Here is a 15,710-nt window from a genome sequence, read left to right on the forward strand (position 1 = left end):
CATGAATAGCTTTTAAGCAATTAATTAAATCGTTATTGCTTATAAATTGTAACAAGCAGGTTATTTAATCACTTATCAATTCTAAAAAATCATTTTCAGAAATAATCTTAACACCTAAATCTTCAGCTTTTTTAAGTTTACTTGGTCCCATTTTATTGCCAGCAATGAGATAATCTGTACTTTTTGAAATTGAGCTGGTATTTTTAGCACCATTAGTTTCAATTAAGTCTTTTAGTTGTTTTCGACTCAGAATTTCAAAAACACCTGAAATTACAATTTTAAGTCCTTTCAATCGGTCGCTTTGCTGTGCTTTTTCATCCTCAGAAATTTGCATCTGTAAGCCATACTTTTGTAAACGACTTATAAGTTGCTGGTTATCGTTATCTTTAAAAAATGTGACTACCGATTGTGCGATCCGTTCGCCAATTTCATCAACTTGAGTAAGTTGTTCTTGAGTAGCTTGCATTAAAGCACTGATAGATTGATAATGTTTAGCAAGAGTTTTAGCAACAGTTTCTCCAACATAACGAATGCCTAAAGCAAATAAAACACGCTCGAAAGGCACTTGTTTAGAAGCCTCAATTCCCTTGATTAAATTTTCTGCTGATTTCTCAGCCATCCGATCTAATGGTAAAACATCTTCTTTTTGTAAAATATATAAATCGGCATAGTTTTCTATTAAATCAGCATTAACCAACAAGGCAACTGTTTCGCCACCTAAGCCTTCTATACCCATCGCTTTACGGGAAATAAAATGCTGAATTCTACCTATAACTTGTGGTGGACAAGTTTTAGAGTTTGGACAAAAATGAAGTGCCTCGCCTTCTTTTCTTACTAATTCAGTATGACATTCAGGACAAGTTGAAATGTATTGTGTTGGCTTAGAATCTTGCGAACGTTTTGTAAAATCTACCCCAACAATTTTAGGGATAATTTCGCCACCTTTTTCGACAAATACATGGTCATTAACACGGACATCTAATTTCTCAATTTGGTCAGCGTTATGCAAAGAAGCGCGTTTTACGATGGTTCCAGCTAACTGAACCGGCGTTAAGTTAGCCACAGGCGTTATAGCTCCTGTGCGACCGACTTGATAAGTGATTGTATTTAAAACTGTGCTTACCTGTTCAGCTTTAAATTTATATGCCATTGCCCAGCGTGGCGATTTTGCTGTATAACCTAACTCATCTTGCTGGTCTAAATTATTTACTTTAATGACTACACCATCAGTTTCATAAGCTAAATTATGTCGCGCTTCATCCCAATAATTAATAAAATCTATAACCTCATCAATCGAATGGAGTAATTTTGCTTCATTTGGAACATCAAAACCCCAATCTCTTGCTTTTTGTAAGCTTTCGAATTGTGTTTTAACCGGTAAATCTGTACCTGTTAAATTATAAAGCAAACACTGTAATGGTCTCTTAGCGACTTCAGCACTATCTTGTAATTTTAAACTGCCAGAGGCTGTATTTCTAGGATTTGCATAGGGATCTTCACCTTGTTCAATCCGCTCAGCGTTTAATTTTGCAAAGCCTTCGTAAGGTAAAACAATTTCTCCTCTGATGTCAAAGCGTTGTGGAATATTTGTTCCACTTAATTTCAAAGGCACATTTTTTATGGTTTTTACATTAGCTGTTACTTCATCACCTTGAGTGCCATCACCACGAGTTACAGCTCTAAGCAGTTGACCGTTTTGATAGGTTAAACTTATAGATGCACCATCATATTTTAACTCACAGACAAAACTGATGGGTTGGTCTATTTGTTTTTTCAGACGCGTTTCCCAGTCTAACAAATCGTCTTTAGAATACGAATTTGATAAGGAATACATCCGGAAATCATGAGTAACTGAAGGGAAATTTTTAGTGACTTGACCGCCTACACGTTGAGTTGGTGAGTTAGAATCATACAATTCTGGATGTTGCGCTTCTAATTCTTGCAGTTCTTTCAGTTTAATATCAAACTCATAATCGCTGATTTCAGGTTGATCTAAAACATAATAGTTATAATTATGCTGATGCAACTCTTCACGAAGTTGATGAATTTTTGTCGCTATATCCATTCAATTAATATTTTTGATAAAAATACAACTTCGATTAATTTGACTCAAAATTATAACTTAAAAACTGAAATGATAAAAGATACAGACCTACTTTTCTTTAAATGGTTGCGTTAATTGACCAAAAAAGTCTTGTGGATAATCTTCTACTTTTTCAAAACCCAATTTGATGTTTTTACCTTCTTTTGGAATATAAGCAGTTTTAAATAGGTAATCCCAAATACTTAAAGAAATACCAAAATTCATCCCAAAACTGTGTGATTTTGGTAAATCTTTAGCGTGATGCCAAATGTGCATTTTAGGATTATTAAAAATATAACCTAACCAACCATAATTCCATGGTAAATTGGCGTGGTTTAAATGACCAATAAACACGCTAAACATATGTACTACAAAAAATTGCTCAATACCAAAACCAATCATCGCTAAGGGAATGTATTGCACAGATTTATAGATAATAGTTTCCATAAAATGAAACCTAAAATGTGCTGCAAATCCCATTTCTTGCACACTGTGATGTACTTTATGAAATTTCCATAACCATGGTTGTTTATGAAGTTGTACGTGAACAAACCATTGAATAAAATCGGCTACAACAAACATGATTAAGAGCTGTGACCAAACAGGCATGCTTTGCAGCTCTATGGCTACGATGTTGGTAATGCCAAACCATCCCAATACATCATTAAATAAATTAACACCGATGTTTGATAAAGCATTGTAGCCAATTAAAGAAAATAGAAAAAAATTGAAAAAAATATAAAACACATCCAGCCAAAAGCCTTTGCGCAAAACTTTTTGGCCTTTTCGCCAGGGTAATAAGATTTCAAATAAAAGCACCAATACTGAAAGTGCCAATAACCAATAAAAATAATTAGTTGAATGTGGATTGCTAATTTCAGTTACCAAATAATTAAAGTAACCTATAAAAGAATCTTCAACTATATTTAGATACTTTTCTAACATGTTACAAAAATAGATATTCTAAACCCTTATAATTGTAACACAAATCACAAAATTCTTTTATAATTTGACTTTTTGCTTCGAACCTATAAGTGCTCATGGTCTAACTTATTTTTTCAAAACCTTAGACGTGAATGCTGAATTTCCGCTGTATACCTTTATAAAATAAACACCAGTTTCTACGGCATCCAACTCAATAAATTCGCCTACAGTTGAAAAAGTACTTAAGAGCTGACCTGATATTGTATATAACTTTACTTTATTTATTTCAAATTGATTAGGATTATCAAAACATAATTTATCGTTAACGGGATTAGGATACACTTTGATTTTAGTTTGAAAATCAAAACCTGAAGTAGAAAGGTTACAACTAGACGAAAACCCATAATCTCTAAAAACGTACCCATTTAGATCTGGCTCAGAAATTATAACATTCCATGTATTGTAAGGATATTGATTAGATGATGCAGCTGTAACATCATTAACCTTGATGCAAACCGAATAAGTATTATTAGGTGGTTCATAATATTGATGTGATAAATCTCATAATTAGCATTAGGATTGTTTAGATTAATCATGCCAAAAAAACTACTGTTAGCTAAGCTGATGAATTCAAGATTATTCAGGTTACTAAAATCTAAATAAGCAATACTTATAAATGGACTTACATCAAAAAATTCTTCATCAGCACGAAACTCTCTAAGGTTAAAGTTTGAGTTAAATACATCAGACTGTTCTTCATTAAGTTGTATTAAAAGGCTCGATAAGTTGAGAATTTCTAAAGCTGTAAAATTTTCTATACCTGAAAAGTCAGTTATAGTTTGAGACGTATCATAATATAAATTTGAAAAATCAAGCTCTCTAAGCGTTTCAATATCAGCATTGAGTACTTCGCCATTAACAACATCATCATAATCTACATTTACATCTATTAAAGTTTGCCCAAAGTTTGGGTCCGAAATAACTGTAATTTGAGCTAAACTGACATTGAAAAAAAGAATGGTTAATGATAATAATAGTTGTTGGATTGGTTTAATTATTTGATTCTTTAAAAGGTTTCTAAAATCTAAATATTGTTGTTTAAATTTGAATCAAAAAATATTAAAACTAATATTTTAACAAAAAAAATTATAAAAACTTCGGAAAAAACCGACCAGTTTTAGATTGATAGGCTTTGTAGTTAGGAAATTTTTTTTTGCAATAATTGCTCTTCATAATTAGATTTTAACCAAAATAAAACAAATAGACCAATCGTGACCATTAGTTTCCAACCGTTAGAACTTAACATTGCATAACTAAAACACACCATAAGAATAGCTGTGTATATGGGATGCCTGATATATTTAAAAACACCTGATGTAATTAGTGTTGAATGATGTTTAGGACTCGGAAAAGGTGATAAATTGGTTTTTAATTGAAGTAAAGCCAACAAGCCAATTATGACACCTATACCAATAAAAATCCACCAAAACCAACCCGATAAATCTATTAACAAAGAAACTTCAATTTGTACTGGAATCACGTAAAACACAAACAATACAGCCTGCAAACTAACGTAAATTATATCTTTCAACTTTGGCATTACTCTAATTTAGGTCAATTCTAACTATTACTGATAATTATCATTTATAAGGCTTCAATTTAAGGTTAATTTTGAATAAATTCCTATAAACCATGCAAAATTTAATTGCAAAATATAATGTCCCAGGACCAAGATACACAAGTTATCCAACCGTACCATTCTGGGAAGACGTAGATTTTTCTACCCAAAAATGGGTTTCAAGTTTGCAGCAACAAGATTCTAATGCGTTGAGTCTTTACATTCATCTACCCTTTTGCGAAAGTTTATGCACGTTTTGTGCATGTAACAAACGCATCACTAAACGGCATGATGTAGAAATACCATATATAGAAGCTGTTTTAAAAGAATGGCAGATGTATTTAGAGGTTTTAGATGATACGCCTGTTATAAAAGAAATTCACTTAGGCGGTGGAACGCCGACTTTTTTCTCAGCTGAAAATCTAGAAAATCTTATCAAATCTATTTTAAATACAGTTGAAATGACTGATGAAATAGAATTTAGCTTTGAAGGTCACCCGAACAACACTACCAAAGCTCATTTAGAAACACTTTATGATTTGGGTTTTTCGCGTGTGAGTTATGGCATTCAAGACTACAACCCAAAGGTGCAAATTGCGATTCACCGAATTCAAAGTTTTGAAGCCGTTGAAAACGCCACTAAACTAGCCAGAGAAATTGGTTACAAATCAGTTGGTCACGATATTATTTTTGGCTTACCCATGCAAAGCCTTGAAGATGTAATTAATACTATCGAAAAGACTAAATTACTAATGCCAGACCGCATTGCGTTTTACAGTTATGCCCATGTGCCTTGGACTAAAGGTAACGGTCAGCGTGGCTTTAATGAAAGTGATTTACCTTCGCCAGAACTTAAAAGACAGCAATATGAAACCGGTAAAAAAATGTTAGAAGAAATCGGTTACATAGAAATTGGGATGGATCATTTTGCACTTCCAAAAGACGATTTATCTAAAGCATACCAAACCAATAACTTGCACCGAAATTTCATGGGTTATACCACAACACAAACTCAGAAAATGATTGGCTTAGGCGTTTCGGCAATTAGTGATAGCTGGTTTGCATTTGCACAAAACGAAAAAAAACTTGACGATTATTATAAGAAAATTAATCGAAATGAGCTACCTATTTTTAGAGGACACCTTTTGAACAATGAAGACTTAATTATAAGAAAGCAAATTTTAAATTTAATGTGTAACTTTGAAACCAAGTGGAATAAAAAAGAGGAAGCCATTATAGATTTTAACTCAATCATAAATAGTTTAAGTGAGTTTGAAGTTGACCAACTTATAAAAGTTCATCAAAACTCAGTTGAAGTTTCTCAAAAGGGCAAAGCATTCATTAGAAATATATGTATGGCATTTGATTTACGCCTAAAAAAAGCCCAACCCAACCAGCAACTCTTTTCTATGACAATATAATATTCAACCTAAAAATCCAAAACAATGAAAAACATTTTAGTACCAGTCGATTTCTCTAATCCATCTGAAAATGCCCTTAGAGTAGCCGCAAAACTTGCGCAACGTAATAATGCAAAAATTCACGTTTTACATGTTATTGAATTAGCTGAGTCGCTTTTTGGCGCCGAACAATTTAATGTCGACGATGAGCAAATCATCTTTTTTATGAAGCTTGCTAAAAAGAAATTTAATGACTTCTTAGACAAAGATTTTTTAGAAGGCATTGAAACCAATGATTTAGTTGAAGTCGGGTCTGCTACTTTTGGCATTAAAGAAGCGGTTAAAGACCAAAATATAGACTTAATTATCATGGGCTCTAATGGTGCTAGCGGCTTAGAAGAGGTTTTAATTGGCTCTAATACAGAAAAAGTTGTTAGACATTCTAACGTACCTGTTTTAGTAGTTAAACACGATATCGAAAATTTAGACTTTAAAACAGTTTTATTCGCTACCGATTTTGAGCTCGAAAATGTTGAAGCCTATAATAAAGCTAAAACATTTGCTGATAGTTTCGGCGCTAAAATGAAACTAGTTTACGTTAACTTACCAGGAAATCAATTTTACAGCACAAGTGAAGTTACCAATCACATGCGTAATTTTTTAAATGAAGTGCAAGTTCCTTTAAATCACGAAAATATAATTATTTATAACGATTACACGATAGAGCAAGGTGTTTTAAACGCTGCAAATAATGAAAATGCAGAACTTATTGCTATGCCAACTCATGGCAGAAAAGGTCTATCTCACTTCTTTAATGGTAGTATTGGTGAAGATGTTGTTAACCATTCAGACTTACCAGTAATTACATTTAAGATTTAAGTAAAAATGTTATAAGCATTACTATTAAATCTTAATTAAAAGTGTACTTTTAAGGTGTAATTACAAATTACACCTTTTTTATGTTTAAAAAAATCTTTAGCACAATACTTATTTTAAACTTAACTAGTTGCCCAACTGTTGTAGATATCGACAATACAGTATCAGTTTATGAGGGTAATTTAGTTTTAGAAAACAATCAGCCTGCAAACAATGTTATTCTTGGTTTAACAAATACTGATATTGAGACTTATGATTCGGTAGAATTATTTTATAGTTTTGATGATCTTGGCGTAGAAACAACTTCAGATGAAAATGGTGCGTTTAGTCTTTTTCACCCTAAAAACATCAATAATTCTCACTTATACATTAAAAACAATGAAGACTATCTGTTTGAAGTTGAAGTTGATGGTGAAACGATTTTAACACCAGTTATTTTAAGACCTTATGACGCCAATCAATTTGAATTTAATTACATCAATCAAGGCGTCAAAAAACTTAATTAATGAATCATTTAGGACTCATTACCATATTATTTGCTTTCACTACATTTAGTTTTAGTCAAAAAATAAACACACCTAGGAAGCTAGTTGAGAATGATTCGCTATTTCACTATGAGCTCTTATTTGGGACAGGTATTTTTGAAGCGGTTGGAGAAAATTTTATCCATGAAACTTATGATGGGAATGACTTAGGCTTCAATATAGGCGTAAACTTATTTATTTATAAAAACTTAGGCATTGGATTTCATCTTAAACGCTATGAATTAGATTTAGCAAAAGATAATTTTTTAGGAAGTCGATTTCATTCAGCTCGAATTTCTACACACGCATTTTTTGGACTCTATAAATTAAGATTAGCTAATCAACTTGAATTAAGAACTAGCCTAGGTTATAGTTTATCAACCATAAAAAACAGGAAAAATATAGACACTAATGACTACAAGTTGAATTTTAACGGTCTAACTGGCGGCATATTTGTTCAATATTTTTTTAACAAAACCGAAAATATTGGTGTAGGTTTAGGATTAGACTACAATTATAAATTATCTAATCGTGTTAAAACTTCAAATCGGTATAATGAGTTTATTAATCATAACCAATTTTATACATTAAACTTCATGTTAGTTATAAAATCAGAAGCCTTGAGTTATTACCCAAGGCCTCAAAACAACTAAATAATATCTGATATAATTAAGAATTAGACCTAATTGTATTCACTAAATCATCTTTTTGCAAAACACCGCTTTGTCGCCAAAGTTGTTTTCCATTTTTAAAAAGTAGCATTGTTGGCACACCTCTAACTTGATATTTTGCCGCTAGAGCTTGATTTTTATCAACATCAATTTTAATAATTTTAACCTCATCACCAAGTTCAGATTTAACATCTTTTAAAATTGGCGCCAGCATTTTGCATGGGCCACACCAATCAGCAAAAAAATCGATTAGTACAGGCGTGTCGCTTTCTATAATTTTATTAAATTTTTCACTCATAACTTTTGTTTATTATTAGTGTTGCAAACTACTTGCCAAAACGTTCAAACATCGCTTTTGTCAGGTCTTCTTGATGGTCTGGATGAGCTATTGAAATAAGTGCTTCTGCCCGTTGCTTTAAATTTTTTCCGTATAAATTTACTACTCCATTTTCAGTTACAACATAATGAACGTGAGCTCTAGTTGTTGTCACGCCAGCACCTTTATTTAAAAACGGAACTATTTTAGTTAAACCTTTAGCAGTAGCTGAAGGCATGGCTATAATTGCTTTACCACCTTCGGAAAGTGAAGCGCCTCTTATAAAATCCATTTGGCCTCCAACACCCGAGTATTGACGTTTACCAATAGTGTCAGCACAAACTTGACCTGTCAAATCAATTTCTATAGCTGAATTTATGGCAGTTACTTTTGGGTTTCTTCTAATTAAAGCCGTATCGTTGGTGTAAGAAGCTTCTTTAAAATGAACTAAAGGATTTTCATCTATAAAATCATATAATTTTTGAGAGCCCATAGCAAAACAGGTTACAATTTTTCCTTGTTTTACTACTTTGTGTTCTCCAGTGATAATACCTTTTTCAACTAAAGGAAGTACACCATCCGAAAACATTTCAGTATGAATTCCTAAACCTTTATGTTGGTCTAGGTTTGCTAAAACTGCATTGGGGATAGCACCAATTCCCATTTGAAGTGTTGCACCATCTTCAACAAGATGCGCCACATGCTGACCTATTTTTTCTTCAATAGACGTTGGTATTAAAGCATCATGTGCAAATATAGGCTCATCTACTTCTACAGCTGCGTCTATTTGATCAACATGAATAATCCCATCACCATGAGAACGTGGTACCTGAGGATTAACCTGAGCAATTATTCGTGTGGCCTTTTCAATTGCTGATAAGGTCACGTCTACTGAAGTTCCTAATGAACAATAACCATGTTTATCTGGTGGTGAAACTTGAATAAAAGCAACATCTAATGGTAAAATATCTTTTTTGAAAAGTAAGCTAATTTCACTTAAAAAAATAGGCACGTAATCTCCATGAGTAGAATTTATAGCATTACGAACATTACCACCAACAAAAAAACTATTGATCTTAAAGACGTTTGAATAAGGCTCTTGTGTATATCTTGCGTTTCCTTCGGTATGAAGTTGAGCGATTTCAACATCTTCTAATTCCTCATAACGATCGCACAAGGCATCAATTAGAACTTGTGGTGTCATTGCGGCACCTTGAAAAAAAATACGGTCACCGCTATTAACAAGTGAAACGGCTATTTTTTTATCTGTATATTTCATATAAATAAATTTAATGACAATTTAAGTCGGCTGTTACTTTTTCAGTCATTGGTTTAGGCGAAATATATGGTATTCCTAATCCCATACCACGCAAAATAAATAATATACCAATAACTGCAACTGCATAAGGTATGATTTTACGAAGGTTTAACTTTAAAACGTTTTTTGTAAAATCCCTCATATATGTCACCATAGCCATCATTGGTATTGTACCTAAACCGAATAAAGCCATGTAAGCAGCACTCATTGTTAAGTCTGCAGTTGCTATTGAGGCAAAAACAGCCATATAAACCAAACCGCATGGTAAAAAGCCGTTTAAAAATCCTAAGTAGAAAAATGTATCAAAACTCTTCTTTTTGAAACTTTCACCCATCTCAGATTTCACTTTAGCGACTGCTTTATAGAAAGGCTTAGAAATTTTAAATTTTTGTAATTGCTTTTGTGGTAAGATAACTGAAAGTAGCATTATTATACCTATGATTATAGATAGTTGTTGCTGAAAACCAAAAGTTGCAATACTTTCACCTAATAAGCCAAATACTAAACCAATAATAATATAGGTTAATACTCTACCTACGTTGTACAATAGTATTTGAAGGCTTTTTTTAAGAGGGTTATCCTGAGAAACTGGCAACATTAATGCAATTGGCCCGCACATTCCTACACAATGTAAACTTCCTAAAAACCCTAGTATGAAGGCGGACCAAAGCATTATTTGTTGATTTTTTTTGTTACCATATAATCCTCATTATTATATGAAAACTTCAATATAGCGTCCCAACGACCAGTTGTAAAATATTTATGAGGTAACACAAAGCGTGATGATTTCAACTGGAGGTTTGTAGTAAAATCAAGTGCTTTATCTGATGGTCTATACATAAATAATTCAGCTTGTATATCAGCAAAATTAAATTCTGCCGGAAAGATAATTTCTAAACCTTCTTTGGCAAGATTAATCTCAACATTTTGATCTAAAGCTAGCGCCTTTTTTGAATCGTCTATATCTTTCTGAAGCGTCAAATTTTTCTTGTAATATGATTCGACTACTAAATCATGATCATACTTATCATCAGTTAACATATTAACTACAAAAAACATTATGAAGCCGATAAATAGAATGAAAGCAATGACTATTGAAGTTCCCCAGTTTAGTTTCATCATTTTAAGAGGTTTGTGTTTGTAAGACAAATTTCGATTTTTACTGCGGTAAAATTTATGATATTAGTCATACTTAGGTAAAACAAAAAACCTCTTGATTTAACAAAAGGTTTTTTTTAAGCTTCTAAGACTTTAAACTAATTAAAAGTTCTTGGTCCCATAAAATTGGTTTTTGTTTTGTCAATAAGCTCTTTATTGCTGTAAATACCAATTTCAAGATCATTCTTATCACCTGAAAGCAAGGCCGGATTAATTTCAATAAATAGTGTTCCTTCAGAAAGACCTTGTTCTGGAATAGTAAAGTTATTTTCTTTTACAAGCTTAATTTCACCTTTATGAGATAGTAGTTCAAAATGAATACTATCCATTTCTTTAGTGGTTTTATTAATGATTTTGTAGGTAAATACGTTACTTACCATACCATTTTCTTTAGTTTCATAAAGTTCACCTGGTAAGCGTAAAATCTTTGCTTCAACGCTTGTGCGTAAAAACAACATTCCTATTAAAATTCCGATTAAAATAACTAAAACACCAGAATAAGCTTTCATACGTGGTGAAAACTCAAAAGGCTTTTTCTTTTCAATATTATCTTCACTCGCATATCTAATTAAACCTTTTGGCAAATTAACACGCTCCATTACCAAATCACATGAATCGATACAAGCAGTACAATTTACACATTCTAATTGTGTGCCATTTCTAATGTCAATACCTGTTGGGCAAACTGTTACACATTGATTACAATCTATGCAATCACCATAACCTAAAGCTTGACGATCTTCATTTTTCTTGAATTTTTTTCTCCCATTTTCGCTCTCTCCACGTTTATGGTCATAAGCAACGACAACAGATTTATTATCAAGTAAAACACCTTGCAAACGACCGTAAGGACAAGCTATGATGCAAACTTGCTCCCTAAACCATGCAAAAATAAAATAGAAAACTCCTGTGAAAATAATAAGCGGTATAAACGTTCCCAAATGTTGCATTGGGCCTTCTGTAATGTATTTAATTAATTCGTCACTACTAATTAGATAAGCAAGAAATATGTTTGCTACCAGGAATGAAATAATGGCGAATATTAACCACTTAGATGATTTTTTGATGATTTTTTCTTTATTCCAAGGCATTTTATCAAGCTTCATTTGCTTGTTACGATCACCTTCTATAGCATATTCAATTCGGCGGAAGACCATTTCTAAAAAAATGGTTTGTGGGCAAATCCACCCGCAGAAAATTCGCCCAAAAGCAACGGTAAAAAAGGCAATAAAAACAACGCCAATAATCATGGAAATTACAAACAAGTAAAAATCCTGTGGCCAAAATGGAAATCCAAAAATATTAAACTTTCGTTCTAAGACATTGAATAGTAAAAATTGGTTTCCATCGATTTTAATAAATGGCGCTGAGAATAAAAAGATTAACAAAGCATAACTTACCCATTTTCTGTATTCATAAAATTTTCCAGAAGGTTTTTTAGGATAGACCCATTGGCGCTTACCTTCTTCGTTAATAGTACCAATGCTATCTCTAAATTTTTCGTTGTTGCTACTTTGATCTTCCATTTCAGTTAATTTAAATTACGATTCAGGTTGCCAAATAATATCGCCTTCAGCTTCTTTAGGGTCTGCTGGTTCTGTACCGTATAAACTTAATACGTAACTGGCGACTTGTTGCATTTCAGAAGGTTTTAAATCGTTTTTCCATGACACCATACCTTTACCTGGACGGCCACCTTCACTTATCGTTTTAAAAACATTTTTAATTCCACCGCCTAAAATCCAATTTTCATCTGTTAAATTTGGTCCAATACCACCACCACCGTCAGATTTGTGACATGCAACGCAATTAGTAGTATAAATCGCTTCACCAGCTTGTAAATCTGAAGCTTCGGTTAACATGGTAACTGTTTCAAAGTCTACTAAATCTTTTGCAGTTTTTTTATACTCTTCTATTTCGATTTTAGCCTGAGCCACTTCCATTTCATATTCTTCTTCCTGGGTATAATCATTAAATACGTGGAATCTCGCCAAATAAACAACAGCAAAGACAATGCTAATGTAGAAGCTATAAACCCACCATGGCGGAAGCTTATTATCGAGCTCTCTAATACCATCATAGTTGTGGTCAAGCTCAATTTCTTCTTCAGTTTCAATTGGTTTTGAACGAGTTAAAGCTTTTAACAGCCAGTCAAACTTCTTCGCAAAGGCTTGTTTACGTTCTGCTTCAAGAGCGTGATAGCGTTCTTTTTTCTCTTCTGTTAAAGCTTGATAAAGCGTATTATTTAGAGCTGAGATTGATACTTCAATCGCTACTAAAAATAAAAATACGATTCCTAGAAAAACCCAAGTATTAGGATATTCAAGTACAGCCCACTGGCCTGGTTCGGTTTCTACTAAATACTCGACTCCGATAAAAGCCACACTTAGCAGAACTATAATTCGTAAAAATGATGCTAAATTTCTCATTGTTTATCTTCTTTTTTTTGCTCTAAAGGCAGTTCGCTTAAAAATTTAATGTTTTTCTTATTGTAAGTCATCACCCACCAAAATAGTGCAACAAAAAAGGTAAAAAAGATGAGTAATGAAATAATTGGGTACAACTCAATTCCTACAATAGTTTCTAGATTTTCTTTTACAAACTTCAACATAACTATAGGTTTTAGTTAGAAGCAGAAGCTTCTTGAGTTTTGTTAACTTTTATATCTGTTCCTAGTCTTTGAAGGTAGGCGATTAGAGCAACGATTTCACGATTTTTCATTTCGACAAACTCTAAGCCTTGTGCTTCAGCTCTTGCTCGATCGGCTTCGTAACTTTTTACAAAATCAGGATCATTATACAAGTTCTTTTCTATTTCAGCACCTTGCTTAAGCATTTGTTCTTGAGCGTTTTCAATTTCTTCTTCTGAATATGGCACACCTAAAGTCACTAGGGTTTTCATTTTAGCTTCAGTATCAGATTTGTCTAGTTCATTTTTGATTAACCACTGGTAACTTGGCATAATTGAACCTGGTGAGGTACTCTGCGGATTATACATGTGATTAAAGTGCCAGTTGTCTGAATATTTATTACCAAGGCGGTGTAAATCTGGTCCTGTACGCTTACTCCCCCATAAAAATGGATGATCATATACGTATTCTCCAGCTTTAGAATATTCGCCATAACGCTCAACCTCACTTCTAAATGGGCGTACCATTTGAGAGTGACAGCTTACACAGCCTTCACGCATGTAAAGGTCACGACCTTCTAACTCAAGAGGTGTGTAAGGTTTAACACTTGTTATTGTTGGAATATTAGACTCTACTAACAAAGTTGGTACAATTTGAACAATACCACCAATTAAAATAGCTATAGTTGCAAGCACAGCCAGCTGAATTGGTTTACGCTCTAACCAGGTATGAAAAGTTTCTCCAGCTAAGCGACGTTTCGATATTCTTTTAAGTGGTGCAGCTTCAGCTAATTCATTTTCAACTGCTGACCCTGATTTAATAGTTTGAACGACATTTACAATTAACATGATCATTCCTAAGATGTAAAGCGTACCTCCGATAGCTCTCATCGTGTACATTGGCATAATTTCAGTAACGGTTTCTAAGAAGTTACCATAGACTAATGTACCATCAGGATTAAATTGTTTCCACATAGACGCTTGTAAAAATCCGGCTACATACATTGGTAAGGCATATAAAACAATACCTAAAGTTCCCACCCAGAAATGTGCATTGGCTAAACCAACAGAAAATAGCTTTGTTTTGAATAATCTAGGTACTAACCAATAAATCATACCAAAGGTTAAGAAGCCATTCCAAGCTAATGCACCAACATGAACATGAGCGATAATCCAATCAGTAAAATGTGCAATAGCGTTTACATTTTTTAGCGACAACATTGGTCCTTCAAATGTTGCCATACCGTAACCTGTAATAGCAACAACCATAAACTTTAGTACAGGATCAGTTCTTACCTTATCCCAAGCACCTCTTAAAGTTAACAAGCCGTTAATCATACCACCCCAAGATGGCATTAAGAGCATAATTGAGAATGTTGTTCCTAAACTTTGCGCCCAATCTGGAAGAGCTGTATACAGTAAGTGGTGAGGACCAGCCCAAATATATATGAAAATTAAAGACCAGAAGTGAATGATTGATAACTTATAAGAATAAACAGGTCTGTTTGCTGCTTTAGGAACAAAATAATACATTAAACCTAAAAACGGTGTCGTTAAAAAGAAAGCCACCGCATTATGGCCATACCACCATTGCACCAAAGCATCTTGAACACCAGCATAAACTGAATAACTTTTAAGAAAACTAACAGGTAACTCTAAGTTATTAAATATATGAAGTACAGCAACAGTAACGAAAGTTGCCACGTAGAACCAAATAGCTACATAAAAATGACGTTGGCGACGCTTAATCATGGTACCGATTAAGTTCCAGCCAAAAGCAACCCAAACTATTGCAATTGCAATATCTATTGGCCACTCAAGTTCTGCATACTCTTTAGTTGTCGTGTAACCTAATGGTAATGTTATTGCGGCTGCAACGATAATTAATTGCCAACCCCAAAAGTTTAATTTACTTAGAAAGTCGCTAAACATTCTTGCTTTGAGTAAACGTTGAGTTGAGTAGTAAACACCAGCAAAAATGGCATTCCCAACAAAGGCAAAAATTACTGCATTCGTATGCAGCGGTCTTAATCTCCCAAAACTTAACCACGAAATGCCGTCAGTTAAATCTGGAAATAAAAAAAGAAAAGCCAACAAGAGGCCAACAGACATCCCTACTATACCCCAAACAATGGTTGCATACAGGAAGTTTCTTACGATCTTATTATCGTAGTTAAATTGCTCTAACTCCATA

General features: G+C 33.3%; 16 protein-coding genes. 4 read left to right on the plus strand and 12 right to left on the minus strand.

Features of this window, described 5'->3' with window-relative positions; all coding sequences use genetic code 11:
* Positions 1-64: 64 nt before the first annotated feature.
* The 4 genes from ligA to IMZ30_RS01615 all read right to left on the minus strand — a co-directional run bounded on the left by ligA (position 65) and on the right by IMZ30_RS01615 (position 4,607).
* Complete coding sequence (gene ligA, locus IMZ30_RS01600) at positions 65-2,065, minus strand: NAD-dependent DNA ligase LigA (protein WP_207038813.1); 2,001 nt, start codon at positions 2,063-2,065, stop codon at positions 65-67.
* Between the two features lie 87 nt (positions 2,066-2,152).
* Positions 2,153-3,028 (minus strand): sterol desaturase family protein, encoded by an 876-nt coding sequence (locus tag IMZ30_RS01605; protein ID WP_207038814.1) that lies wholly within the window; start codon positions 3,026-3,028, stop codon positions 2,153-2,155.
* Between the two features lie 105 nt (positions 3,029-3,133).
* Positions 3,134-3,349 carry a T9SS type A sorting domain-containing protein gene (locus tag IMZ30_RS01610; protein ID WP_207038815.1) on the minus strand — a complete coding sequence of 72 codons (216 nt, stop codon included), beginning with the start codon at positions 3,347-3,349 and terminating at the stop codon, positions 3,134-3,136.
* Positions 3,350-4,205: 856 nt separating this feature from the next.
* Positions 4,206-4,607, minus strand: coding sequence for a methyltransferase family protein (locus IMZ30_RS01615; RefSeq protein WP_207038816.1), 402 nt, complete (start codon positions 4,605-4,607; stop codon positions 4,206-4,208).
* Positions 4,608-4,699: 92 nt separating this feature from the next.
* Here IMZ30_RS01615 and hemN point away from each other — a divergent pair, with 92 nt between their 5' ends.
* From hemN to IMZ30_RS01635, 4 genes are all read left to right on the plus strand, one after another.
* On the plus strand, positions 4,700-6,046 hold the full coding sequence (hemN, locus tag IMZ30_RS01620) for an oxygen-independent coproporphyrinogen III oxidase (protein ID WP_207038817.1): 1,347 nt from the start codon (positions 4,700-4,702) through the stop codon (positions 6,044-6,046).
* Positions 6,047-6,070: 24 nt separating this feature from the next.
* A complete protein-coding gene (locus IMZ30_RS01625; protein WP_207038818.1) occupies positions 6,071-6,904 on the plus strand; it encodes a universal stress protein in 834 nt (277 codons plus the stop codon).
* Positions 6,905-6,984: 80 nt separating this feature from the next.
* Complete coding sequence (locus IMZ30_RS01630; RefSeq protein ID WP_207038819.1) at positions 6,985-7,407, plus strand: hypothetical protein; 423 nt, start codon at positions 6,985-6,987, stop codon at positions 7,405-7,407.
* On the plus strand, positions 7,407-8,078 hold the full coding sequence (locus IMZ30_RS01635; RefSeq protein WP_207038820.1) for a hypothetical protein: 672 nt from the start codon (positions 7,407-7,409) through the stop codon (positions 8,076-8,078). The genes IMZ30_RS01630 and IMZ30_RS01635 overlap by 1 nt, the downstream gene beginning before the upstream one ends.
* A 16-nt stretch (positions 8,079-8,094) precedes the next feature.
* On the opposite strand, the gene trxA is transcribed toward IMZ30_RS01635, so the two are convergent.
* The 8 genes from trxA to ccoN form a co-directional block, all read right to left on the minus strand.
* Entirely contained in the window at positions 8,095-8,394 is a 300-nt protein-coding gene (gene trxA, locus IMZ30_RS01640) for a thioredoxin (RefSeq protein ID WP_207038821.1), read from the minus strand.
* Between the two features lie 28 nt (positions 8,395-8,422).
* On the minus strand, positions 8,423-9,691 hold the full coding sequence (locus IMZ30_RS01645; protein ID WP_207038822.1) for an acetyl-CoA hydrolase/transferase family protein: 1,269 nt from the start codon (positions 9,689-9,691) through the stop codon (positions 8,423-8,425).
* Positions 9,692-9,701: 10 nt separating this feature from the next.
* On the minus strand, positions 9,702-10,403 hold the full coding sequence (locus IMZ30_RS01650) for a sulfite exporter TauE/SafE family protein (protein ID WP_207038823.1): 702 nt from the start codon (positions 10,401-10,403) through the stop codon (positions 9,702-9,704).
* The gene (locus IMZ30_RS01655; protein ID WP_207038824.1) at positions 10,403-10,852 is read right to left on the minus strand and encodes a FixH family protein; all 450 of its coding nucleotides are present in this window, start codon (positions 10,850-10,852) and stop codon (positions 10,403-10,405) included. Before IMZ30_RS01655 ends, IMZ30_RS01650 begins: the two co-directional genes overlap by 1 nt.
* 134 nt (positions 10,853-10,986) lie before the next feature.
* Positions 10,987-12,414 (minus strand): cytochrome c oxidase accessory protein CcoG, encoded by a 1,428-nt coding sequence (gene ccoG / locus IMZ30_RS01660; protein ID WP_207038825.1) that lies wholly within the window; start codon positions 12,412-12,414, stop codon positions 10,987-10,989.
* Between the two features lie 15 nt (positions 12,415-12,429).
* Entirely contained in the window at positions 12,430-13,317 is an 888-nt protein-coding gene (locus tag IMZ30_RS01665; protein ID WP_207038826.1) for a cbb3-type cytochrome c oxidase N-terminal domain-containing protein, read from the minus strand.
* Entirely contained in the window at positions 13,314-13,499 is a 186-nt protein-coding gene (locus IMZ30_RS01670; protein ID WP_073191699.1) for a cytochrome C oxidase subunit IV, read from the minus strand. The genes IMZ30_RS01665 and IMZ30_RS01670 overlap by 4 nt, the downstream gene beginning before the upstream one ends.
* Positions 13,500-13,510: 11 nt before the next feature.
* Positions 13,511-15,709, minus strand: coding sequence for a cytochrome-c oxidase, cbb3-type subunit I (gene ccoN, locus IMZ30_RS01675; protein WP_207038827.1), 2,199 nt, complete (start codon positions 15,707-15,709; stop codon positions 13,511-13,513).
* Position 15,710 lies beyond the last annotated feature (1 nt).

The organism is Psychroflexus sp. ALD_RP9, from assembly GCF_017311165.1.
GTDB lineage: Bacteria > Bacteroidota > Bacteroidia > Flavobacteriales > Flavobacteriaceae > Psychroflexus.